Source organism: Staphylococcus sp. GDY8P72P (assembly GCF_016890655.1).
GTDB classification, from domain to species: Bacteria; Bacillota; Bacilli; order Staphylococcales; family Staphylococcaceae; genus Staphylococcus; species Staphylococcus arlettae.
In genome coordinates this window covers 75,461-100,242 of record NZ_JAFEQJ010000006.1, presented here as the reverse complement: position 1 = coordinate 100,242, position 24,782 = coordinate 75,461, and the positions used below count along the sequence as shown (strand labels likewise).

At 32.9% G+C, this 24,782-nt stretch carries 26 protein-coding genes; 1 reads left to right on the top strand and 25 read right to left on the bottom strand.

Annotation, left to right across the window (positions count from 1 at the left end; genetic code table 11):
• Window positions 1–107: 107 nt before the first annotated feature.
• The 11 genes from JVU85_RS01665 to ccpN all read right to left on the bottom strand — a co-directional run bounded on the left by JVU85_RS01665 (window position 108) and on the right by ccpN (window position 11,015).
• On the bottom strand, window positions 108–521 hold the full coding sequence (locus JVU85_RS01665; RefSeq protein WP_021459924.1) for a Fur family transcriptional regulator: 414 nt from the start codon (window positions 519–521) through the stop codon (window positions 108–110).
• On the bottom strand, window positions 511–1,371 hold the full coding sequence (locus tag JVU85_RS01660) for a metal ABC transporter permease (protein ID WP_204172057.1): 861 nt from the start codon (window positions 1,369–1,371) through the stop codon (window positions 511–513). Before JVU85_RS01660 ends, JVU85_RS01665 begins: the two co-directional genes overlap by 11 nt.
• A complete protein-coding gene (locus JVU85_RS01655) occupies window positions 1,364–2,140 on the bottom strand; it encodes a metal ABC transporter ATP-binding protein (protein WP_204172056.1) in 777 nt (258 codons plus the stop codon). Before JVU85_RS01655 ends, JVU85_RS01660 begins: the two co-directional genes overlap by 8 nt.
• A 171-nt stretch (window positions 2,141–2,311) precedes the next feature.
• Entirely contained in the window at window positions 2,312–3,202 is an 891-nt protein-coding gene (locus tag JVU85_RS01650; RefSeq protein ID WP_002509773.1) for a deoxyribonuclease IV, read from the bottom strand.
• A gap of 9 nt (window positions 3,203–3,211) precedes the next feature.
• Window positions 3,212–4,555, bottom strand: coding sequence for a DEAD/DEAH box helicase (locus JVU85_RS01645; protein WP_002509774.1), 1,344 nt, complete (start codon window positions 4,553–4,555; stop codon window positions 3,212–3,214).
• A gap of 76 nt (window positions 4,556–4,631) precedes the next feature.
• Entirely contained in the window at window positions 4,632–5,735 is a 1,104-nt protein-coding gene (locus tag JVU85_RS01640; protein WP_002509775.1) for a Nif3-like dinuclear metal center hexameric protein, read from the bottom strand.
• Window positions 5,736–6,413 carry a tRNA (adenine(22)-N(1))-methyltransferase gene (locus tag JVU85_RS01635; protein ID WP_002509776.1) on the bottom strand — a complete coding sequence of 226 codons (678 nt, stop codon included), beginning with the start codon at window positions 6,411–6,413 and terminating at the stop codon, window positions 5,736–5,738.
• Between the two features lie 65 nt (window positions 6,414–6,478).
• Window positions 6,479–7,585 (bottom strand): RNA polymerase sigma factor RpoD, encoded by a 1,107-nt coding sequence (gene rpoD / locus JVU85_RS01630; RefSeq protein ID WP_002509777.1) that lies wholly within the window; start codon window positions 7,583–7,585, stop codon window positions 6,479–6,481.
• 143 nt (window positions 7,586–7,728) lie between these two features.
• Window positions 7,729–9,510 carry a DNA primase gene (dnaG, locus tag JVU85_RS01625; RefSeq protein ID WP_204172055.1) on the bottom strand — a complete coding sequence of 594 codons (1,782 nt, stop codon included), beginning with the start codon at window positions 9,508–9,510 and terminating at the stop codon, window positions 7,729–7,731.
• A 41-nt stretch (window positions 9,511–9,551) separates the two neighbouring features.
• The gene (locus JVU85_RS01620; protein ID WP_002509779.1) at window positions 9,552–10,379 is read right to left on the bottom strand and encodes a pyruvate, water dikinase regulatory protein; all 828 of its coding nucleotides are present in this window, start codon (window positions 10,377–10,379) and stop codon (window positions 9,552–9,554) included.
• 12 nt (window positions 10,380–10,391) lie between these two features.
• The gene (gene ccpN, locus JVU85_RS01615; protein WP_082435647.1) at window positions 10,392–11,015 is read right to left on the bottom strand and encodes a transcriptional regulator CcpN; all 624 of its coding nucleotides are present in this window, start codon (window positions 11,013–11,015) and stop codon (window positions 10,392–10,394) included.
• A gap of 347 nt (window positions 11,016–11,362) precedes the next feature.
• Here ccpN and JVU85_RS01610 point away from each other — a divergent pair, with 347 nt between their 5' ends.
• Window positions 11,363–12,754 carry a glycine--tRNA ligase gene (locus tag JVU85_RS01610; RefSeq protein WP_002509781.1) on the top strand — a complete coding sequence of 464 codons (1,392 nt, stop codon included), beginning with the start codon at window positions 11,363–11,365 and terminating at the stop codon, window positions 12,752–12,754.
• A 360-nt stretch (window positions 12,755–13,114) separates the two neighbouring features.
• Here the strand turns inward: JVU85_RS01610 and recO are convergent, their stop codons facing one another.
• From recO to dnaJ, 14 genes are all read right to left on the bottom strand, one after another.
• Entirely contained in the window at window positions 13,115–13,882 is a 768-nt protein-coding gene (gene recO / locus JVU85_RS01605) for a DNA repair protein RecO (protein ID WP_002510512.1), read from the bottom strand.
• A gap of 23 nt (window positions 13,883–13,905) precedes the next feature.
• A complete protein-coding gene (gene era / locus JVU85_RS01600) occupies window positions 13,906–14,802 on the bottom strand; it encodes a GTPase Era (RefSeq protein ID WP_204172054.1) in 897 nt (298 codons plus the stop codon).
• Entirely contained in the window at window positions 14,802–15,209 is a 408-nt protein-coding gene (cdd, locus tag JVU85_RS01595) for a cytidine deaminase (RefSeq protein WP_002510510.1), read from the bottom strand. Before cdd ends, era begins: the two co-directional genes overlap by 1 nt.
• Before the next feature lie 51 nt (window positions 15,210–15,260).
• Window positions 15,261–15,602 (bottom strand): diacylglycerol kinase family protein, encoded by a 342-nt coding sequence (locus tag JVU85_RS01590; protein ID WP_002510509.1) that lies wholly within the window; start codon window positions 15,600–15,602, stop codon window positions 15,261–15,263.
• 2 nt (window positions 15,603–15,604) lie between these two features.
• Window positions 15,605–16,069, bottom strand: a complete 465-nt coding sequence (ybeY, locus tag JVU85_RS01585; protein WP_002510508.1) for an rRNA maturation RNase YbeY — start codon at window positions 16,067–16,069, stop codon at window positions 15,605–15,607.
• 3 nt (window positions 16,070–16,072) lie between these two features.
• Window positions 16,073–17,020 carry a PhoH family protein gene (locus JVU85_RS01580; RefSeq protein WP_002510507.1) on the bottom strand — a complete coding sequence of 316 codons (948 nt, stop codon included), beginning with the start codon at window positions 17,018–17,020 and terminating at the stop codon, window positions 16,073–16,075.
• A gap of 396 nt (window positions 17,021–17,416) precedes the next feature.
• Entirely contained in the window at window positions 17,417–18,040 is a 624-nt protein-coding gene (locus JVU85_RS01575) for a hypothetical protein (protein ID WP_103387861.1), read from the bottom strand.
• A gap of 14 nt (window positions 18,041–18,054) precedes the next feature.
• Window positions 18,055–19,038 carry a flotillin-like protein FloA gene (gene floA, locus JVU85_RS01570; RefSeq protein ID WP_002510505.1) on the bottom strand — a complete coding sequence of 328 codons (984 nt, stop codon included), beginning with the start codon at window positions 19,036–19,038 and terminating at the stop codon, window positions 18,055–18,057.
• A 19-nt stretch (window positions 19,039–19,057) separates the two neighbouring features.
• Complete coding sequence (locus JVU85_RS01565; RefSeq protein WP_031266853.1) at window positions 19,058–19,738, bottom strand: NfeD family protein; 681 nt, start codon at window positions 19,736–19,738, stop codon at window positions 19,058–19,060.
• A gap of 250 nt (window positions 19,739–19,988) precedes the next feature.
• A complete protein-coding gene (gene rpsU / locus JVU85_RS01560) occupies window positions 19,989–20,165 on the bottom strand; it encodes a 30S ribosomal protein S21 (RefSeq protein WP_002510503.1) in 177 nt (58 codons plus the stop codon).
• 302 nt (window positions 20,166–20,467) lie between these two features.
• Window positions 20,468–21,814 carry a tRNA (N(6)-L-threonylcarbamoyladenosine(37)-C(2))-methylthiotransferase MtaB gene (mtaB, locus tag JVU85_RS01555; protein ID WP_002510502.1) on the bottom strand — a complete coding sequence of 449 codons (1,347 nt, stop codon included), beginning with the start codon at window positions 21,812–21,814 and terminating at the stop codon, window positions 20,468–20,470.
• Between the two features lie 5 nt (window positions 21,815–21,819).
• Entirely contained in the window at window positions 21,820–22,572 is a 753-nt protein-coding gene (locus tag JVU85_RS01550; protein WP_002510501.1) for a 16S rRNA (uracil(1498)-N(3))-methyltransferase, read from the bottom strand.
• Window positions 22,573–22,574: 2 nt separating this feature from the next.
• Window positions 22,575–23,513 (bottom strand): 50S ribosomal protein L11 methyltransferase, encoded by a 939-nt coding sequence (gene prmA / locus JVU85_RS01545; RefSeq protein ID WP_204172053.1) that lies wholly within the window; start codon window positions 23,511–23,513, stop codon window positions 22,575–22,577.
• Between the two features lie 3 nt (window positions 23,514–23,516).
• Complete coding sequence (gene dnaJ / locus JVU85_RS01540) at window positions 23,517–24,650, bottom strand: molecular chaperone DnaJ (protein WP_002510499.1); 1,134 nt, start codon at window positions 24,648–24,650, stop codon at window positions 23,517–23,519.
• Window positions 24,651–24,782 lie beyond the last annotated feature (132 nt).

Genomic DNA, 24,782 nt, shown 5'->3' with positions numbered 1-24,782 from the left:
TTTTAATAAAAAGACACTTTTGGTAATGTTTTGCACACGTGGTAACAAAATAATAAGGCTAATTCAAAATTTGAATTAGCCTTATTATCAATCATATTTTTAAATTATTATGCTAATTGACATTGTTCACAAATGCCGTAAACTTCCAATTTATGTTGTTTAATCTCGACGCCTGGTAATTTCGATTTAATCTCTTCCATTGGACAAAACTCTATGACCTTTGTGTCACCACATTGTTCACATATAAAATGATGATGATGGTGTTCAGCACATGCAATTCTAAATTTCATTTCACCATCTAATTCAGTGCTTTCAATAATATTAAGTTCCTTAAATAAATGTAAGTTTCTATAAATAGTATCGAAAGAAATACCTGGATAGTGTTGATCCATGCCTCGTTGTATATGTTTTGCATTAATATATTTATCTTCATCGACAAAGATATTTAACATATCTCGACGTTTATCGGTATATTTATGACCATGTTGTTTAATAATCTTAATCGCTTCTTCAGTTTTCATCCGTATCAGCTCCTTTGTGCTTATATGTACTTAATTTTTGATATAACATAGTAAGCATTAATAATAAAACTAATAAAACAACGATGACGCCTCCAGGTGATATATTGATGTAAAATGCTAATATCAATCCGCCTATAACTGAAATTTCACCAATAATAATACTCCAAATAATAAGTTGCTTAAACCCTTTCGTTAAGCGCATAGTAATTGCAACGGGTAATGTAATTAATGCACTGACTAAGAGTATTCCTACCACACGCATAGATGCAGAAATAACCATAGCGACGATGACAATAAAAACAAATTGAATCCATTTTGGTATTCCGATTACTTTATTATATTCTTCATCAAATGATAAGACAAAAAGTTCCTTGTAAAAGGTTAAAATGAAAAACAATACAATTACAACAACAATTAATATTGTAATTAAATCACTGATTGTCACGGCACTAATTGAACCAAAAAGTAAGCCTACTATTTCTTGATTAAAGCCTTCTGCGAGTGATATGAAAATAGCACTTAACGCAATCCCTGTACTCATAATGATGGGAATTGCAATTTCTTGATAATTACTATATGACGTTCGTAATTTCTCAATTAACAAAGCACCGATAACAGCAAATAATATACCAAACCACATCGGATTAATAAAAGTCAAGGCAGGTAATAAAGTAATAACATACATGCCAAAAGAAATTCCGCCAAGTGTAACATGGCTTAGTGCATCAGCAATAAGTGATAAGCGTCTAACAACGATAAAAGCACCTATTAATGGTGCGATAAAACCTATTAAAATACCGCTTAAAAGTGAATAACGCATAAAATCAAAATTCAATAGTGCATCAATCATTTGTACAGCACTCCCTATTATGTTGATGATCGACAAATTGAATTGGATGTCCGTAAATTTTAGAAATTTGAACTTCATCTAGTGATTTAAAATCTTCAGTAGTGCCGTGAAAATGGATGTGCTTATTTAAACAAGCAACTTCTGTTGCAGTATCTGCTACTACTCCAATATCATGTGTCACCAAAATAATAGTAACACCTTCAGCTTTCAATTTATCTAATGTGTCGTAAAATTCGTTAACGTGTTTTGCATCAATTCCATTAGTAGGCTCATCTAGAATTAACACACTTGGGTTGCTAATTAATGCACGCGCAATTAAAATCCGTTGTTGTTGTCCACCAGACAATTCGGCGATATTTTTATCAATTAAATGACTAATATTTAGTCGTGTTAACACAGCTCTAACTTTTTCGTCATCACGTTTATTAAACCATTGACCTAGCCTTTTACGTTTAGTTAAGCCACTAAGAACAACCTCTTTGACGCTTGCTGGAAATCCTGCTTTAAATGATAGTGCTTTTTGAGAGACGTAACTAATTTTTAACAGCGATTGTTTACCTTTATAATCTTTGCCATCAACAAAGATTTTTCCTTTTTGTATTGGTAATAACCCCAAAATAACTTTTAATAATGTTGATTTCCCTGCGCCATTTGGACCAACAATGGCCAAAAACTCACCCGGATTGATTTTAATATTAATGTTATCCAATACTTTTTTATTATCAAAATAATAATCTAAATTTTTTAATTCAAAAACTGGTGTAGCCATTTTTTCACCTCGAGTAATACTATACAGCTTACTTGTATATATGTAAATAGTAATGTTTACGACTTAAAGATAAAAAGATTAAGTTAAGTACGATATAGGAGTTACTATTGGCTGTTTTAATAATCACAGTCAATTAACAATATATATCGTCTCAACTTAATCTATAGATAATTACTGATTTAAAATTTGTTCTTTTAAATCTGCTTCAAAACGTTGGTTTTTCAACATTTCAATTTCAAATTTATATGGTGGTTTTTTGTTCTTTTTATCTTCACCCACATAAGGTGTTTCTAAAATTTTCGGTATATCTTTGAAAGTATCATGATGTACAATATAATTTAAAGCCTCAAATCCAATATGACCAAATCCAATATTCTCGTGGCGGTCTTTATGGGCGCCAATAGGATTTTTACTATCATTTACGTGCACTACTTTAATTCGATCAACGCCTACGATTTTATCAAATTCGTTTAATACGCCATCGAAATCTTCTTTTACATTGTACCCTGCATCATGTGTGTGGCATGTATCAAAACATACAGATAAGCGTTCATTATGCTCTACACCGTTAATAATTTCAGCGATTTGTTCAAATGATCTACCTATTTCTGAACCTTTCCCAGCCATTGTTTCTAAAGCGATACGTACATTATTATCGTTTGTTAGTACTTCATTTAAACCTTCGATAATCTTTTTAGTACCTTTTTCTTCACCTGCACCGACATGTGAACCCGGATGTAGAACTATGTCACGTGCTCCAATTGCTTGAGTACGTTCTATTTCACTTTGTAAAAATTCAACGCCAAGATTAAAGACGTGAGGTTTTTCGGTATTAGCAATATTAATTATATAAGGTGCATGTACTACAATATTCGATAAACCGTGTTCAGCCATAAACGCTTGGCCACGTTCAATATTTAAATCTTCAATAGCTTTACGACGAGTATTTTGAGGTGCACCAGTATAAATCATAAAAGTTGATTCTCCGAATTTATATGCTTCTTCGGCAGATCCTTCAAGCATTTTTTTACCACTCATTGATACATGAGATCCTAATAACATAAAACTCACCTATCCTTTTTTATTTTTTCTAGCTTGTCTATTTTGTCGTTTACTGTATTGTTTACGTTCTTTACGCTTTAATTCTTCTAATTCACGTTTGAATTTTTTCTTATATCCTGGCTTAACTGTTTTTTTGTTGTTACGTTTAACTTTATTTTTAATTTGATTAGTTAAATGGTCATCTTTATTTTTACGAGATTGTCGTTTGTTATGTGCTTTTATAGCTTGTAGCTCACCATTTTTAATATCAACATCTTTAAAGACGTAACCCCGTTCTTCTATTAACCCAATATTTGCTTCTTCATCGGGACTATAAAGCGTTATAGCTATACCATGGTATTGTCCACGGCCAGTTCGTCCTACACGATGTGTAAAGAAATCAATATCATTAGGCACATCAAAATTAATAACATGACTAACACCGTCGATATCAATGCCACGCGAAGCTAAATCACTTGCAATAACATATTGGAACTCTAAGTTTCTAATGCGTTTCATTTGTTGTTTACGCTCTCTAGGTGTAAGTCCACCATGGATCATGCCAAGTTTGATACCTGCTTCATTTAATTGTTGCCCTAATTCGTTAGCACTATCTCTACTATTACAAAAGATAATACATAAATAAGGATTAATAACATCCATCAATTTCAGAGTTTTATCAATTTTTGCGTCACCCTTAGTCGGTATTAAGTAAAAATCGATATTCTTTTTGTTTTGAGTAGTGTGTTCAATTTCAATAAACTCTGGTTGCTCTAAATATTTATTTAAGAATGGATGTAAAGATTTAGGAATAGTTGCACTAAATACAGCGATATTTGCAGACTCATCTAAACGAGTAGCAATTAAATCGACATCTTCAATTAAGCCTAAATCTATCATTAAATCCGCTTCATCAATAACGAGATATGATGCTAAATGTACATGTAAATCACCATGTTTAGCTAAATCATTTACACGTGTAGGTGTGCCAATGATCAATTGTGGTTGATTTTTGGCACGTTGTCTGTCTTTCTCGAAATCAGTACCACCAATAAATAGTTTGACTGAAACATCTGTTTTGAATTGTGTTAAGTGTTGTGCTGCGTCAAATAGTTGTTGTGCTAATTCACGCGTAGGCGCTACTACAACAGCCTGTGGTTCGTGAATTGAAATATCAATATTTTGAATTAATGGAAGTAAAAAAGCATGTGATTTACCTGTTCCTGTTTGTGACTGACCTATGATATTAGCTTGTTTTAATATTTTAGGAATTACTCTACTTTGTATTTCTGTTGGTTTATCAAATTTTAAATCTTTTACCGCCTCAATTAATTCGGCATCCAATTTAAAATTCTCAAATGGGTGATTAGCCATATTTTGGCCTCCTTAAATTTCATCTTACTTATTATAAAGGAAGAACACATGAATTTGAATATATTTATGCGTATTTTTATAAATAGTTATATGGATCAGTATTTAGTTCTGATGCCACCATTGTAAAATCGATGTTTTCAACGGGTAACCAGTTATTCAGTAAGTTGATAAGTCCTTCTTTCATCACATACTCGCTATAATGATTAATATCTAATAAATTCATCTGATTTATTTTCGCATCTAATGCTTCGTGATGTTTAATATCGCCAGTTATAAAAATATCCGCACCCAATGCTTGTGCTTGATATTCATAACCAATCCCTGCACCACCAATGATAGCTACTTTTTTAATATGTGCATTTAAATCACCAATATAACGTACACTTGGCATATTTAAATTTTCTTTAATTGATGCAGTAAAAGCTGAGACATTTTGTGTTGCTGGTAACTCACCGATAACCCCTAAGCCATAGTTAGCAACTTTAGTCATTTCAACAAAGTCGTACACAGGTGTTTCGTATGGATGATATTGTTCAATTAATTGTTGTGCCAATACCTTTTGAGAACTATTTATCATAAATTCCAGCTTAACTTCTGCAACTTGCTCAATTGAATGTAATTTACCTTGATGAGGATTAGCACCATCAACTGGTTTAAAATTACCAGTACCAGCTGATTCAAAAAAGCAATATTCATAATTACCCTCTTCAGCTAGGCCGTGCTCACTAAGATTTTGTTTTAACGATTCAACATTATTTTGAGGTACATATACTTGAACTTTGTAATAATAGTGGTCTGCTGAATTTAAAGGTTTTAGATTGGTTAAATTCATTTTATCGGCAAGCATTTTATTCACGCCATCTGAGTAGACGTCTAGATTTGTATGTAATGCTATTAGGTTGATATCATGTTTAATTATTTTTCTAATAATCGCACCATATCCATCTTGTTCTACTACTGATTTTATACCTTTAAATATTAATGGGTGATGACAAATAATTGTGTTGAGACCTTTAGAAATAGCCTCATCTACAACTTCAATCGTACAATCAAGCGCAGTTAAAACACCTGATATTTTAGCTTGTTTATCGCCTATTAATAGACCTACATTATCCCATGACTCAGCAGTTGTAAATGGAACATGTTGTTCGATTGTGTGTAGTAGTGTTTTAATATTCATTTAAAGCACCTCTTTAATCATTTGAATTTCATTTTCGATTTCCGTAATTCGTTCTCTGTGAGTAGTTTGATTCAGTTGTGTTAATATATGCTCTAATGCTGTTAACTCACGTTCCCATTTTTGATAAAACAGTTCTGATTTTTGTGACAGTAAGATAGGGCCAAATTTCAATTCTAACAGTGATAAATTTTTAATTTCTGGTGAATAATCGGCCACAATTATTTCATACGTATGGCCTTTTTCTGTCATTAACACTTCATCTACAATTGTATAATTTAGTTGTTGTAATAAAACGCGTATAGGCTGTGATTGTATATTGCTTTGTAAAATTAGACGGGGTCTGTTAGTTAATTTTTCTTGACCTGCTCTTAATATTTTAGTGATAAGTGGTCCGCCCATGCCACATATAGTAATAGATGTTATAGCATTATCCGTTTTTAGTACTGTTAAACCATCACCTAGTTCAACAGAAATTACTGATTCTAAACCATGTGCGCGCACATTTTTTACTGATGCATCAAAGGGTCCACGAATTACTTCACCAGCTATAGCTCGTGCAGTTAAATTATTTTCAATTGCATAAATAGGTAAATAAGCGTGATCCGAACCAATATCAGCCAGATAATCACCTTTTATATATTCACTAACTTTTTTTAAGCGTTGATTAATTTGAATCATGAGTTAACTCCCTTGTATTAAATAAAAAGCTCTTTTGCACATAGAAAGTACAAAAGAGCCATAAATTAGTCCATAAAATCTTTAAGACGTTTACTTCTGCTTGGATGTCTTAATTTTCTTAATGCTTTTGCTTCAATTTGACGAATTCTTTCTCTTGTAACGCCAAACACTTTACCAACTTCTTCTAATGTACGTGTTCTACCATCATCTAAACCAAATCTTAAACGTAAAACATTTTCTTCACGGTCTGTTAATGTATCTAACACATCTTCTAATTGTTCTTTTAAAAGTTCGTAAGCAGCGTGATCTGAAGGGCTTTGCGCCTCTTGATCTTCGATGAAATCACCTAAATGGCTGTCATCTTCTTCACCAATTGGGGTTTCTAATGATACAGGTTCTTGAGCAATTTTTAAAATTTCTCGTACCTTTTCTGGTGGTAGATCCATTTCTTCACCAATTTCTTCAGGTGCTGGATCTCTTCCCAAATCTTGTAATAATTGACGTTGAACACGAATTAATTTATTAATTGTTTCTACCATATGCACTGGAATACGAATTGTACGTGCTTGGTCGGCTATAGCACGAGTTATTGCCTGTCTAATCCACCAAGTCGCATAAGTTGAAAATTTAAACCCTTTATTAAAGTCGAATTTTTCAACTGCTTTAATCAGTCCCATATTTCCTTCTTGAATTAAATCTAAGAATAACATTCCACGACCGACATAACGTTTAGCGATGCTGACTACTAGACGTAAGTTTGCCTCAGCCAATCTAGATTTAGCAACTTCGTCACCATCTTCGATACGTTTTGCCAGTTCAATTTCTTCTTGTGCACTTAATAAATTAACACGTCCTATTTCTTTTAAATACATACGGACAGGATCATTTATTTTGACACCTGGAGGCGCACTTAGGTCGTTAGGATTAATTTTATCATCTGTATCATTACTATCTTTTTCATTTACTAAACTAATATCATTGTCATTTAGCTGATCGAAAAAATCATCCATATGATCTGGATCCATTTCGAAGTTTTGCAGTTTTTCTGCAATTTCTTCGTGGCTTAAATGCCCTTCTTTTTTACCTTTTTCGATTAATTGTTTTTTAACATCTTCTAAAGTTAGAGATGGGTCAATTGTTTGTTTCTTTACTTTAACTTTATCTACAGACATGAAAAGGCCTCCCGAATATAATATCAACGAATACATTTTGTTTAATTGTGAGAGTTTATTAGTACTCATTGCCATTTATGACGTTACTTAAACATTGTTAACCTCATAATTATACAATTGTAAGTTGAGTTGTACCGTAACTGTTAATTCATTCTATTTTTATTGTAGTCTACAATCTTTGCTAAGTAATATTTTTGTAATTCCGTATCACCAAGACGTAATGCATCATTTAATTTTTGATTTAAAGATACTGCAGTTTCTTCTGTTCTATTAGCAGTAATAGTGTTGATATAGTCATCGATTTCATGTTCAAACGGTTCTTCATTTATCTTATAATTATCTAAAGATATAAATGCTTCTTTTATCTCTGAAATGTCGATATATTGCAACACATCACTAATGTCGAACGTACCATTATCGGCATAAAACTCACGTAAAACATTAAATATACGCTTAAAATACTCATTTGTAAAGTCTTCAGGCGCAATTAATTGGTGGTAATTTAAAAATGTATCTTTATCATTCATGAAATGTCTTAACAAGTTTCGTTCTGCTTTTTCTTGTTTAGTTAAATTAGTGAACTGTGGTATGTTGGGCACACTTGGAATTTGAGGTTCATAGTACGATTGTACGGCTCCTACTTCATTACTTAGACTTTCCTGACTAACTTTAAACAATTCCGCTACTTCTTGCAATACCTTTTTCTTTAAAATTGGCGATTGCATAAATCCAATTTCATTCGTAATCTCTTTAAGATATTTTTCATAAGCTAAATCATTATTATTAATTTCATCTTGATGCAATAATACTTTATAAATTAAATACGCTTTTTTTTCATGATTTACAAAGTGATTAAATGCATCCGCACCATATTTACCAATATATTCATCAGGATCCATATTTTTAGGTAATTGTACTACAAACACATTAAAGCCTTGTTTTAGTAAAACATCTCCTGTTTTTAATGTAGCTTCACTTCCTGCAAAGTCTCCATCAAACATTAAAGTAATATTGGAAGTTAATTTTTTAAGGAATGTTATATGTTCTTGCGATAGCTGTGTCCCCATACTTGCAACTACTTGCTTTAATCCTGCTTGATCCGCTTTGATAACATCCATAAAACCTTCAAGTAATATTGCTTCATCTACTTTTCTAATCGTTTTGCGGGCGCGATCTACATTATATAGTAATTTCCTTTTATGAAATATTGGTGTTTCTGGTGAATTTAAATATTTTGGTTCTTGATTCGTATAAGTACGTCCTGAATATCCTACAATACGTGATTGAGCATTCATTAATGGGAACATAATTCGATCTCGAAATCTATCGAAATAACTAAAGTTTTCTTCGTTACGTGATAATAAACCAGCTTCAAATGCAAGTTGAATATCATAGCCTTTTTTCTGTAAAAAATCATGACAAAAATGCGTATTATTAGGTGCATAACCTATTTGACGCGCATCTATTAATTCATCTGTAAAACCACGTTCTTTTAAATAATTTAACGCTGCTTCACCTTCTACAGTTTTTTTTAGAGCATAATGATAATATTCTTGCATTAATTCATGCATTTCAATCATCTTCAAATCATCTGATGCAATTTGATGACCATCATTTGATGGTGTTTCAGATGGTAAATCCACAGTAATATTAACACGCTCACCTAGTTCTTTTACTGCTTCAACAAAGGAAATATCCTTAATTTCTTGAGTGAATTGAAAGACGTTACCACCTTTTTTACAACCGAAACAATGACAAATTTGTTTATCTTCTGAAACGGTGAACGATGGTGTTTTTTCATCGTGGAAAGGGCATAAACCAATATAGTTTCGCCCTCTTTTTTCTAATTTTACGTATTCACTTACTAAATCAAGGATATCTGTTTTATCTTTTATATCATTTATTACTGCTTGTTCAATTCGCAAATTTTATCACCTATTACACATTAGTTATACAATTATAACTGTTAAATACCTTTTTTGAAATTATTATGCTCAATAATACTAATAATATCATTGGCTGTTTCTTCAATAGCTTTATCAGAGACATCAATAACAGGACAACGGATTTTCTCAACTAAATTATGGAAGTAATCAAGCTCTTCTTTTATACGTTGTTCTGTAGCATATCTTGCACTTTCACCTAAACCAAGTTGACGTAACCGTTCTTTTCTAATTCTATTAAGTTTTTCCTCACTAATTTTTAAAGCGATACATTTTGATGGATCAACATTAAATAAGTTTTCAGGCGGAACCACCTCTGGCACAATAGGAATGTTCATTACTTTATAACTTTTATGTGCTAAATATTGTGATAATGGCGTTTTAGAAGTTCTAGATATGCCTAATAATACTATATCCGCTTTTTCTAATCCTTTTGGATCTTTACCATCATCATATTTAACCGCAAATTCGATAGCATCTATTTTTTTAAAATAAGCCTCATCAAGTCTGTGTACTAATCCTGGTTCATAATACGGTTGTTCATCTATGCGTTCTAATAAGATGTTCATTAACGGTCCCATAATGTCAACACTTTTAATATTAAGTTCTCTTACTTTAGCTTCCATATATTTACGTATTTCTGGTTTCACTAACGTGTACACTATAATGGCGTCCGTTTCACGAGCTACTTGTACGACCTCATCAACATTTTCTAATGCTTCTATATAAGGATATCTCAATATTTCATGTTCACACTGATTGGGATTAAACTGAGATATACATGCTCTTGCTACTAATTCTGCTGTTTCGCCAATAGAATCTGATGCAACTATTAAATTTATCTTTTCCATTTCATTAACCACCTATTCATTAAATAATGATACAAAAATATTAGTTATTGTAGTTTTAGAGATTCTACCTTTAACTTCAAATTTACCATTATCTTTTTTATTTACTATGGGTAACGAATCTATTTCTTTTTCAATCATTAAATTCGCTGCATAAACTACGCGTTCATTTTCTAATATGTAATTCAAATTAGGCATTCTTGTCATGACGATATTTACAGGCATTGAATGAATATCGTCACCAATCATAGAAGCTCTTAGCAAATCTTTGCGTGAACAAACTCCTATAAAATCACCATCTTCGTTAATCACAAATAATGTACTTACATCTTCTAAAAAAATAGTACATATCGCATCATAAACTGACATTTCATTTTTAACGACAACAGGCTGAGATAAATAATCTTTGACTACATATTTTTTTAATTGATCTGAAATTAATTTGTTTTTAGGCTTTCCTGCATAATAGTAACCTACTCGTGGTCGTGCTTCTAAAATACCTGACATTGTTAAAATAGCTAAATCAGGTCTTAAAGTAGCTCTAGTAAGGTCTAATCGCTCTGCTATATGCTCACCGGTAATCGGTCCATTATTCTTTACAATATCGACAATTTGTTGTTGCCTTTTACTAAGTTCTATAGCCTTTCACCCCTTTACTCATACATCATAATTATACATTGAATTGCTTCCTGCTACAAATACATATAATTACTTGCTAATAGTTAAACTATAGATTAGAATAAACAGTGAAGCGAGCTAAGGGCGGTGAGAGCTTAGCAAGTAATAATGGCGTAATCAATTAAAAATAAATTTAAAAGTGAGTGGCTACACTAATTTGGGTGGAACCGCGGGTTAACTAAAAATTAGAAATAACACACAACATTTGTGGTATTATTATTAACTCGTCCCAAGGCAATGTTTAAATTACTATGTGTAATTTTCTTTGTCTTGGGGCGTTTTTATGTAAAAAAGGAGTGCATTTTGATATGACGAAAGATATGGAAACAGTAGTACAATTAGCAAAACATAGAGGTTTTGTATTCCCTGGTAGTGACATTTATGGTGGTTTATCTAACACTTGGGACTATGGTCCACTAGGTGTTGAACTAAAAAACAACGTTAAAAAAGCATGGTGGCAAAAATTCATTACTCAATCACCATATAACGTTGGTATTGATGCAGCCATTTTAATGAATCCTAAAACTTGGGAAGCCTCTGGTCATTTAGGTAACTTTAACGATCCAATGATTGATAATAAAGATAGTAAAATTAGATATCGTGCAGATAAAATCATTGAAGATTATATGTTAAATGAAAAAGGTGACGAAAACTTTGTCGCTGATGGCTTAAGTTTCGATGAAATGAAACGTATTATTGAAGATGAAGGTATCGTATGTCCTGTAAGTGGTACTGCAAACTGGACTGATATTCGTCAGTTTAACCTTATGTTTAAAACATTCCAAGGTGTAACTGAAGATTCTACAAATGAACTATTCTTACGTCCTGAAACTGCGCAAGGTATTTTTGTTAACTATAAAAATGTTCAACGTACAATGCGTAAAAAATTACCTTTTGGTATAGGTCAAATTGGTAAATCTTTCCGTAACGAAATTACACCAGGTAACTTTATTTTCCGTACGCGTGAATTTGAACAAATGGAACTTGAATTCTTCTGTAAGCCAGGAGAAGAAATTGAGTGGCAATCATATTGGAAAACATTTGCAAGCCAATGGTTGAAAGACTTAGGTTTAAGTGAAAGCAATACACGTTTACGTGATCACGATGAAGATGAATTATCTCATTATTCAAATGCAACGACAGATATTGAATATCGTTTCCCATTTGGTTGGGGTGAATTATGGGGCATCGCAAGCCGAACAGATTATGACTTAAGAAAACATAGCGAACATTCAGGTGAAGATTTTACTTACCATGACCAAGAAACAAATGATAAGTATATTCCTTATTGTATCGAACCTTCATTAGGTGCTGATCGTGTAACATTAGCTTTCTTATGTGATGCATATGCAGAAGAAGGTGTTGAAGGTAGTAAAGATGCACGTACAGTATTACACTTCCACCCTGCTTTAGCACCTTATAAAGCAGCAGTGTTACCATTAAGCAAAAAATTATCAGGCGAAGCCATTAAAATTTTCGAAGAGTTAAGTGCTAACTTCTCAATTGATTTTGATGAATCTCAATCAATTGGTAAACGTTACCGTCGTCAAGATGAAATTGGTACACCTTATTGTATTACATTTGACTTCGATTCATTAGAAGATCAACAAGTTACAGTACGTGACCGTGATTCAATGGAACAAGTTCGTATGCCAATTGCTGAGTTAGAAGCATTCTTAACTGATAAAGTTAAATTTTAATTAAATTATAAGAGGTTGGGATATAAATCCCCATTCTCAAATAAGAGGACTAATCCTTAATATGGATGGGTCCTCTTTATTTATATTTAAAAATATTCGATTTTGACTGTGAATGCTTTCCTGGGGTATGGTTCGAGCCTGTAGTCTCTCACACATACTATTCCCCGGACGTCAACACGTTACTAAATTAGTACAATTTATATTTTGTTATTAAAAAATTAATGACAATTATAACAAAATGTTAAAGTACTATAATAATTGAGAAAATTTCATAATACTAAAGAAAATGCCAACTTCTATATCTACTCAATAGAAGTTGGCGTTTATTTTTTAGTCAAAGATACTTTTGTCTCGTACTTTTTAATTATCTTCAATGTTATTGTCTAATCTATGCAACTGATTTATTAACTTTTGACTTTTGAAATACATACCTGCATATTCCTTATACAATAAAATCACTAATTCAGACATTTCATCTACTATGTCAGAATGTATATTCAAATTATTCATTTTTGATACTGGCAATTGTTGTAAGATTGATAATAAATACAGCGCTCTATTAGAAAGCTTAAAGGCATGCGGATCTTGATCAATAACCGATTCGGCAATTGCACCATCATATTTAAAACTATATGCAGCAAGGGTTGATTGGTCTGTATTTTTAGTAAGAACACAATGATCAAAAATGGCTGAAAACCCAAATTTCGCCATATTCTTTAGCAAGACAATAACAGACATTAATTGTGCTGATACACCATTTGAAATCTTTTGCAAGACAAATGATAATAATTGATAATTAAATTGCGATACTTCATCATTCTCTATAGCACGATCAATGACTTCAGTACATAAACTAGCAAAACTACTTTCATAGATGTCTAATCTTAAATTGTAATTTTGATTGATGACGTCTATGGAACTTAATGTTCCCATACCTTTCCACTTAGAATAAATAAACAACCCATACACGAATAACTGTGTATGAGCTTGTAATCCTGTTTTATTCTTTTTGGCCCTTCTTGCCATAAGTGGTACTTTCGCCCCATGCTCATTTAATATCGTTATTATTTTATCTGACTCACCGTAGTCAACACTTTTAATAACAATACCTTTTTGCTTGATTAACATTTACATTTCACCTCAAGCTAAAATTAATCTTGATCTTCTACATATCCCATTTGACGAATGAAATTAACTTTATTACGCCAATCTCGTTGTACTTTAACCCAAAGTTCTAAATAAACTTTGGAACCTAACAACATTTCAATGTCTTTTCTAGCTCGTTTGCCAACTTCTTTTAACTTTTTGCCACCTTTACCAATGACGATTCCTTTTTGTGAATCTCTTTCAACAAAGATAGTTGCTTCAATGCGTACTCTATCTTCATCTTCTTTAACCATACGATCCACATTAACGCCTATTGCATGTGGAATTTCTTCGCTTGTTAAGTGTAATATCTTTTCACGAATTAATTCCCCAACGACAAATTGTTCTGGATGGTCAGAAATTTGGTCATCTGGATAATATTTAGGTCCTTCTGGTAAATAAGACTTAAGTACAGATAGGAAATGGTCAACATTGTGACCTTCAAGTGCAGAAATTGGAACGATTTCCGTGAAATCCATATATTTTTGATATTGCTCTATTCTAGGCATTAGTTCATCTGGATGTACTAAATCTATCTTATTTAATACTAAAAACACTGGTGTTTTAATTGTTTTTAACATTTCCATGATAAACTCATCACCACGACCAATATCTTCGTTAATGTTGACCATAAACATAATCGCATCGATCTCTGAAAGTGTGTTTTTTGCTACACGCATCATATAATCGCCTAATTTATGTTTGGGTTTATGAATACCAGGTGTATCTAAAAAGATAATTTGTGAATCATCTTCAGTCATAACACCTTGTATTTTATTTCTAGTTGTTTGTGCTTTATCAGACATAATTGCTATTTTATGTCCGATAACTCTATTCACAAAAGTAGATTTACCGACATTCGGTCTACCAATAATTGATACAAATCCTGATTTATGTTCCATTAATTATTTAAATCCTTTCCGGAGAATCCAAGTGGCAACAATTCGCCTACTGTAGATTCTATCATTTCGCCTGTTTGATTTGTCATATATACAGGCATATCATCATCGCACAATTCTTTCATTACTTGTCTGCATGCTCCACACGGAGATGATGGTTGATCAGCATCTACAGTAATAGTAATGGCTGCAAAATCTCCAGCTTGATAGCCTTGGCCAATAGCGGCTACTAAGCTAGAACGTTCTGCACAAATAGTCATTGGGTATGCAGCATTTTCAACATTTGCCCCATAAAAAGATTGTCCATCTTTGGTAACTAAATAAGCACCTACTTTAAAGTTACTATAAGGTGCATGTGCTCGTTTTTGTGCTTCTCGTACTTCGTTAAAATAATGTTTTTGAAATGTCATTATGTTCCCCTCCCATTAATGAAGCGTATATAAAAATAAACTTATTCTATATTACAGCGCCAACAAATATGGTATAAAAATAATCAACCCTATAATAAGCGACATCACTGATACAATTAATACACTAAAGGCAGCAATATCTTTCGCATATTTGGCTAGTATATTATACTCCTTTGTACATAAATCAACAACATATTCAACAGCAGTATTAATTGCTTCAAACGCGAGCACTAGGCTAATCGCTATTATTAAAAATAACCATTCGACTTTGTTTATACCGACAAATATGCCTAGCAAAATAGCCATTGCCGCACAGCATAAATGTATAGTGAATTTCCAATCTTTTTTAACTATCGTATTAAGTCCTTGCAAAGCATATTTAAATCGTTTCATAACTACTTGTCTCTCGTCAGTCCATATGCGTCTAATATGGCATCTTGTCTGCCAAACATTTGTTTCTCTTCTTCTTCAGTCATATGGTCATAACCTAACAAGTGCAAAAAGCCATGTAATGCAAGAAAACCTAATTCACGTTCAAAAGTATGGTTATATGCATCTGCTTGTTCTTTGGCGACGTCTGTACATATAATAATATCCCCTAACACTCTTGGCATATCGATACCGACAATTTCCGGTTCTTCTTCTTCCAAAGCAAATGATATGACATCAGTCACTTTATCTTTATCACGATACATATGATTAATACTTTGTATTTCTGTTTTATCAACAAACGTTACTGAAAGTTCAGCTTCACCTTCAATATTTTCTTGCTCTTTTGCAAATGTGAGTAACTTGTCTATCTGATTATACCAAGTAGTATCAACTTCCTCTGTATGGTCACTAAAGTCTATGGTAAACAACGATTACTCAACTCCTTCGTATTTGTCTATAATTTTACTAACTAACGGATGTCTCACAACATCACTTTGATCAAGTTTTAAAATACTTATACCTTTAACGTCACTTAATTTTTTCGTGGCTTCTTTCAATCCGCTTTTTATTCCTTTAGGTAAATCCACTTGGGTTGGATCACCAGTAACTACCATTTTTGAGCCAAAACCTAAACGTGTTAAAAACATTTTCATCTGTGCGTGTGTAGTGTTTTGTGCTTCATCTAGAATAACAAAGGCATCATCTAGTGTACGTCCTCTCATATATGCAAGCGGTGCGATTTCAATAATACCTCTTTCGATAAATCTTGCAGATTGTTCTCTTCCTAAAACAGTGTTTAATCCATCATATAAAGGTCTTAAATAAGGATCTACTTTTTCTTTTAGGTCACCCGGTAAAAATCCTAGTGATTCTCCAGCTTCAACTGCTGGTCTCGTAAGGACAATACGTTTCACATTCCCTTTACGTAATTGTTTGGCAGCATATACAACAGCTAAAAATGTTTTTCCTGTACCGGCAGGCCCTATTCCAAAAACTAAATCATTTCGATTCATAGCATTGATATACAAACGTTGACCCATTGTTTTTGCACGAATTACTTTACCGAAAGCATCTTTAGTAATCTCATCTTCGTATAAATCTAATAATTGTTTTATTGTACCGTTCTGAGCCATTTTTATAGCTGACTCAACATCTTTCAGCGAAATATTAATGCCTTGTTGAATCACTTTCAATAAATTTATTAATACCGATTCTGCTTTTTCAACATGCTCCACAATATTTCCTTTTACTGCGATTTCTTGGCCGCGAGCATGTACGACGACATCAAATCCTTCTTCGATAGCTTTAATATGTTCATCATTATTTCCAATGAGAGCTTGAGCTTCATTGATATCGTCTATTTGAATTATACCAGGCATATAGGCGCTCCTTTACAATAAAGATTTCTAATTAATAGTAATTAATCTTATCTGATTTTAGAATACAATTAATTGTTTGTATAGTGGTAAAAAGCAATTGTATTCTCAAGTCCAAATAAGATTAAGCTAACAACTTTTTACATTTATATTATACCACGTTAAGCAACAATAATATTTTAAAGTGCATTTAAAAAAGCGTAATTTAGCTATAATTTAACAACATATTTACATTAAAATATCATTTGACTTAATATTACACAATTTGTGCATTGCGTAAACAACCAAAGCGTAAATACTAATTATAATTTTATCCTTTAAAAAGCCTAGAACAAACGATAAAGTGTGAACAAAAGTATAAAATTAAAAAGCCTAGAACAAAATGTTCCAGGCTTTTACTTACAATCGTTTAGGTTGATTTAATATTTCAGACCAAACAATACCATTAACAACTTCATCTTCATCAAACCGTAAATCATTTTGACTACTCGTTGAGCCACTTTGATAATTTTGCATTAGTTGTTTCAGACGAAAACGTTTAGTTCTCGCTGATAAATATTGATCATTGATAATGGCACGTGCTTTCTTGTCCATCCGTTGTAACTGTTTCTCTTGCTCTCTATCCATCTCTGAGCGAACATCTTTTAAATCGTTTAATAATGAGTCTTCGAGTTCTTTTTTCAGATTTTCCTCGCTTTTATTCTTACTAGGTGTCGATTCTGGTTGTTGTTTTGACTCAGTATGTCTGTCCACTTCCTCTTGTGCGGTAGTTTCTGTAGGTTGTGGTGTAGGTGGTTCAGGGTTAGATGATTTTCGATCAGATTGGCGACTTGGATCAAATTCTTCTTCAAGCTCATTGAATTTTCTCTCAAGTTCTTCGAAAAATCCTCTTTTCGGCTGTGATTCTTGCTGTGGATTTTTTTTAGGTTGCTGTTGTTGTCTTTGCTTGTGACTATTATCTCGAATCGCGCCAATGATTGTAACTACTACAGATATTACAAAGATTATAATACCTAAATTCATTTAAGCACCCCTAATTATTTTTCCGGTGATTCATCTTCATCTTTTTTAGTTCTCTTATTAATGGCATTACGCATGCCTGTATCAGCTTCTACATTTTTTAAGTTATAGTAATCACCAACGCCAATATTTCCTGAACGTAATGCTTCAGCCATAGCTAATGGTACTTCTGCTTCTGCTTCAACAACTTTAGAACGCATTTCTTGTACTTTGGCTTTCATTTCTTGCTCTTGGGCAACAGCCATAGCTCTACGTTCTTCAGCTTTTGCTTGCGCAATATTTTTATCAGCAAGTGCTTGTTCAGTTTGTAGATCTGCACCAATATTCTTGCTAATATCTACATCAGCAATATCAATCGATAAAATTTCAAATGCAGTACCAGAATCTAAACCTTTACTTAATACAGTTTTGGAAATGTTATCTGGATTTTCTAATACTTCTGTATGGTGTTCACTAGAACCAATTGTCGAAACAATACCCTCACCGACACGAGCGATGATTGTTTCTTCACCAGCACCACCAACTAAACGCGCGATATTGGCACGAACTGTAATTCTAGCTTTCGCTTTAACTTCGATACCATTCATAGCAACACCTGCAATAAATGGTGTTTCAATAACTTTTGGATTTACAGACATTTGTACTGCTTCAAGTACATCACGTCCTGCTAAATCAATAGCAGCGCCACGTTCAAATGGTAAATTAATATCTGCTCTTTGCGCAGCAATATTAGCATCTACAACTCGATCTACATTACCACCTGCTAAATAGTGTGACTCTAGTTGATTCGTCGTAAGATTTAAACCTGCTTTATGTGCTTTAATTAATGGAGCGATAACCTTACGTGGTGATACTCTTCTCAATCTCATTCCTACAAGTGTACCTATACCGACTTTTACGCCTGCTGCGATAGCAGAAATCCATAGGCCTACAGGAACGAAAGAAAATAATAATAGTAAGGCAATAACAACTATAACGACTATAATTAATAAACCTATCATATTGAATCTCCTTTTTATTTTAAATTTCTCTTACGACAACTCTTGTACCTTCTACTTCCAAGATTGTGACTTCTTTATTTCGTAAAATAAACGAGCCATCTGAGACAGCGTCGATACGTTCAGTGCCATAAGAAATAATACCAGCTGGTCTTAGGTCCGTTAAAGTAGTGGCCGTTTTACCAACTAAATGAGAGCGATCATCATGGGAAGTATAACCTGATTCAGTATTTGTTGAATCTTTTAATACGACTTTATCTAAAAATGGAATATTGCGTTTGAATATTTTCACTAATATCACCCACTCAATAATTGATAAAATTAGTGCAATAACTACATTACCAATCATAAAAATTAAATTATCACCTAATGTGATAATGCTGAATATAATTAACCCCATTCCAATCAAGCCAATTACTGCTCCGACGACAAATAATTCAATAATGACAAAAATAACGCCAATGCCGAATAAAATAATCGACACAACATTAACGTCGCCTTTCACTAAAAAGCCTAAAAAGAATATAAGTAATGCTAAAGTTGAAATAATACCGATGATATTAATTTTTTTAGAGTATAATTGATACAAGAAACCTAAAAAGATAATACTCGTCAATATTAGCGTAATTATTGGATTTACAATAAAATCCGCTAAATTCATCAACCAACTTTCACCTTGAATCATATTTAGCACATTTTGCATATGTATATTTGATAATAACTCCACGATTCCACCTCACTCTCACCTCTAATTATACAATAAACAGATAGCTATTAATATAGTTTAACTAATATCGATGTTAAAATTACAAAATCGATTTAAATATTAAATTTATAATGTAGCTTCCTTGATACGTAGCTTATTTTTTCAAGAACAAAAAAACCTTAGCTGTTAGTTCAGCTAAGGTTTTATATATAATTAATATTGTTGAGGGAGTCAACGAAATTATTAATTATTTGAATTTACGTTTACGTGCAGCTTCTGATTTCTTTTTACGTTTAACGCTTGGTTTTTCGTAAAATTCACGTTTACGTACTTCTTGAATTGTACCGCTTTTAGAAACCGTACGTTTGAATCGACGTAACGCATCTTCAAGTGATTCGTTTTTACGGACTACTGTTTTAGACATGTGTATTTCCCTCCCTCCAAATATCAACGAAACTTTATTATCATATACACAGTAAATTACTATGTATAAATTAGTATAATATATCTGAGTTCTTTGGTCAATCAGTAAAATTTCAATTTAAAGATTCATATTACACACCGCTTAAGATCCTATTCACTATCGTATTTAGCTAGCCTTAAACGCAGTAATATACAAATTTGATGTCCGATTTTCGAGTTGGTTATTTTAAAAGTAAATAATTCCAACTAACTAAAAAGTGTATAAATATCCAGATTTCACGCTGTAATTTAAGCAGACATAATTTAAGTTACTATTGTATGTTCAGTTTGATTAGAAGCATGAGAAATCACACGTAACACTTGTCCTTCATTAATAGGATAATCAGCTTTAGTGATTTTAACTTTAACTAATTGACCTATTAAATCTTCATCTGCACTAAATTGAACTTTCATATAGTTATCTGCATATCCTACTAGTGTGCCAGGTTGATCACCTTGCTCTTCAGGGATGACTTCTAGAACGTCTTGATCAAATTGTGAAGCGTATGCTTTGGCAAGTTGATCACTCAAACTAATCAAACGATGCACACGCTCATTTTTAACTTGCTCATCAATTTGGTCGTCCATTCTAGCTGCAGGTGTTCCTATTCTTGATGAATATGGAAAGACGTGTAATTCTGAAAAATGATGGTCTACTATAAAGTCGTACGTTTCTTGAAACTCTTCTTCAGTTTCACCAGGGAAGCCAACTATAACATCACTTGTAACAGCTAAACCTGGTAACGCTTCATGCAAACGAGTTAAGCGTTCTGAAAAATGTGCCATTGTATACTTACGACGCATACGTTTTAAGACACTATCTGACCCAGATTGCAATGGAATATGTAGATGTCTAACTACTTTAGTTGATGCAGCTATTACTTGAATCACTTCATCTGTTAATTGGCTGGCTTCAATTGATGAAATTCTAATACGTTCTAAATTATCAATTTCTTCTAAATCACGTAATAATTGAGCTAAATTATAATTTTTTAAATCTTGTCCATAACCACCTGTATGAATACCTGTTAACACAATTTCTTTATAACCTGATTCTACTAATTGTGTAGCTTGTTCGATAACTTTCTCTGGGTCTCTAGAACGCATTAATCCTCTAGCCCAAGGGATAATACAAAATGTACAGAAATTATTACAGCCTTCTTGGATTTTTAAAGATGCACGTGTTCGATCGGTAAAGTACGGTACTTCTAACTCTTCGTACGTGCGATTTTTCATAATATTGCCGACACCATTAATGGGTTGACGTTCTTTTTTATAATCTTCAATATAGCCAATTAATTTAGTTCTATCTTGAGTGCCTACAACAACGTCAACACCTGGGATATCCATGATTTCAGCCGGTGATGTTTGAGCATAACAACCCGTAACGCAAACAACTGCGTCTGGATTTTGTCTAATAGCTCTACGGATAACTTGTCGACTTTTTTTATCACCTGTGTTTGTCACAGTACATGTATTAATCACGAATACATCAGCATTCGTTTCAAAATCAACTCTTTCATATTCTGCCTCTTTAAATAATTGCCAAATTGCTTCAGTCTCATAATGGTTTACTTTACAACCTAAAGTATGAAAAGCAACTGTAGACATAAATATCACCCCAATAATTCATTTTGATAACTAACTGCACTTAACACATAAAGTGGTGCTGTTTCTGCCCGTAAAATACGAGGTCCTAGCCCAATTTGCTTCCCCACTGAAGCAAATAGAGTTACCTCATCTGCCGATAATCCACCTTCAGGTCCAAATATCACAAGTATATTTTCGCCTTGTGTTAGTTGTTGCAACACTGATTTGAATTGACTAATTTCACCATCTTTTGCTGCATCTTCATATGCAATTAATATATAATCGTATCCATCTATGTTATCATATAATGTTTTTAAATTCGAAATATAATCAATACTAGGGATAGTTAGTCGATAACTTTGTTCTGCAGCTTCTTTTATAATCTTTTGCCAACGCTCTATTTTTTTAGTTATTTTGCTTTGATTCAGTTTGACAATTGAACGATCCATTTCGGCCGCAATAAATTTACTTGCACCTAATTCTGTTGCTTTTTGCAACATCCATTCGTACTTGTCTGCTTTAATTAAACCACTACATATCGTAATATTTTGTGGCAATTCTGTAGAAATTTCTAATTCTTGTATCGGTTCAACCTCTATGGCATCTTGTGAAATTGCCGTTATTTTACATTTGAATACTCGTTGATCTAAGAAATTTAAAATTAATTCATTATCGACATGATTACGCATTACATTTTTAATATGATGAATATCTTCGTTATTTGTAATAAAAAAACGCTGATCTGAATCAGCGTTTTGGTTAATAAAGTACCTTTGCATATTTAATCGCTCACTTTCTGCCCCACGATACAAACCCAGCTGTTATCATGGTTTACTGAAATGATTTTAAAACCAACGCGTTTCATATGTTCTATTATAGCTTCATATTTTTCTTCTATTATACCAGAAGTTATAAAATAACCCTGATTATTTAACGTATTATAAGCATCTTCAATCATTTCATCAATTATGTGCGCTAATATATTGGCAATAACTATATCAAATTTTTCAGTTTCTTCAGTTAGCAAATTACCTGGTATTGCTTCTATCGCATGCGCACAATTATTTTTTTCGAAATTATCTACGGCTACCCGTACTGCCATTTCATCTAAATCGATAGCTTTAATGCGCTGCACTCCTAGCAAATGACTCGCAATACTTAATATACCTGAACCTGTACCAACATCAATTACAGAATCCGTTGGCTTTACATATGTTTCAATTGCTTTTAAGCACATGTTTGTAGTGGGATGATCCCCAGTTCCAAATGCCATACCAGGATCTAATTCAATGCATAGCTCTGAATCGTCTTCTTGGTTATATTCTTCCCAACTTGGCACAATAGTGAAGCGTTTAGAAGCACGAAAAGGATGAAAATAATTTTTCCACTCATTTTCCCAATCTTGTTCTTGAATACTTTGTTCTTCATATTTGAAAACTTGGCTATCCAATCCTTGTAACAGTTGGATATCATTCGCTATATTGTCTTTTAACGTAGGAGAATATTTCAGGTCATTAAAATACGCTTTTATTCTGACGCCCTGTTCAGGATATGCTTCAGCTTTTAAATCATATATTTCTCCATATTTATCTTCGAAATCATGATTTAAATCGTGAGAATCTTCCAGTACAACCCCATTGGAACCGTAATTTTCTAGTATATCACTCACCAACGCTGTGACATCATGATTAACTGTAATTGAAACTTCTGTCCAGTTCATTATTTATTCTCCTTTGAAGAAACGTTTAGCTTTATCTTTAAAGTTTGATGGTTGTTCAGATAATTCTTCTCCGTTTAACTCAGCAAATTCACGTAAAATTTCTTTTTGACGTTCGTTAATTTTAGTTGGTGTAACGACGTTAACATTAACAAATAAATCGCCGTAGCCATAACCGTGTACATTCTTAATACCTTTATCTTTTAAGCGGAATTGTTTACCAGTTTGTGTTCCTGCAGGGACTGTTAACATTACACTACTATTAAGCGTTGGAATTTTAATTTCGTCACCTAAAGCTGCTTGTGAAAATGAAATGTCTAAGTTATAAGCTACGTCGTCACCCATACGTTCAAATGTATTTGATGGTTTCACTCTAAATACAACGTATAGATCACCATGTGGGCCACCGTTTTCGCCAGGTGCACCTTCACCAGCTAAACGAATTTGTTGTTCATTGTCTACACCTTCTGGTACAGTAACTTTAATTTTAACTGTTTTATTTTCAGTTCCTTTACCATGACATGTTTCACAAGGTTCTTCAAATTCTTGACCAGAACCATTACATGAAGGACAAGCTTTTTCAGTTCTTACTCTACCTAAAATTGTGTTTTGTTCTACTGAAACATGGCCAGCACCATTACAGTAATGACAAGTTTTTTTAGATGTGCCAGGTTTAGCACCTTCACCATCACAAGTATGACAAGTAACATCTTTTCTGATAGAGATTTCTTTTTCAGTACCAAAAACTGCTTCATCAAATGTGACAGTCATAGTGTATTGTAAATCGTCACCTTTGCGTGGTGCATTTGGATCACGTTGGCGTCCTCCTCCGAAGAAAGAACTGAATATGTCTTCGAATCCGCCACCACCGAATCCACTGAAGTCTTGGCCGCCAAATCCTTGACCACCGAAACCACCTTGTGGACCGTTATGACCGAATTGATCGTAATTAGCACGTTTATTTTCATCACTTAACACTTCATAAGCTTCAGAGATTTCTTTGAATTTTTCATCTGAACCTTCTTCCTGGTTAATATCTGGATGATACTTTTTTGAAAGTTTACGGTAAGCCTTTTTAATTTCATCTTTTGATGCACTTTTACTTACACCTAAGACTTCATAATAATCTCTTTTGGCCACTGTGAATCTCTCCTTCTATATTAATTTCATAATTATAGTACTTGAAAAAAAGAAAAGTCAAAGCCAATGTGCAATTGACTTTGACTTACTTTGGCTAAGCAATTGTGTCTTATATTAATTTAACAATGTTGC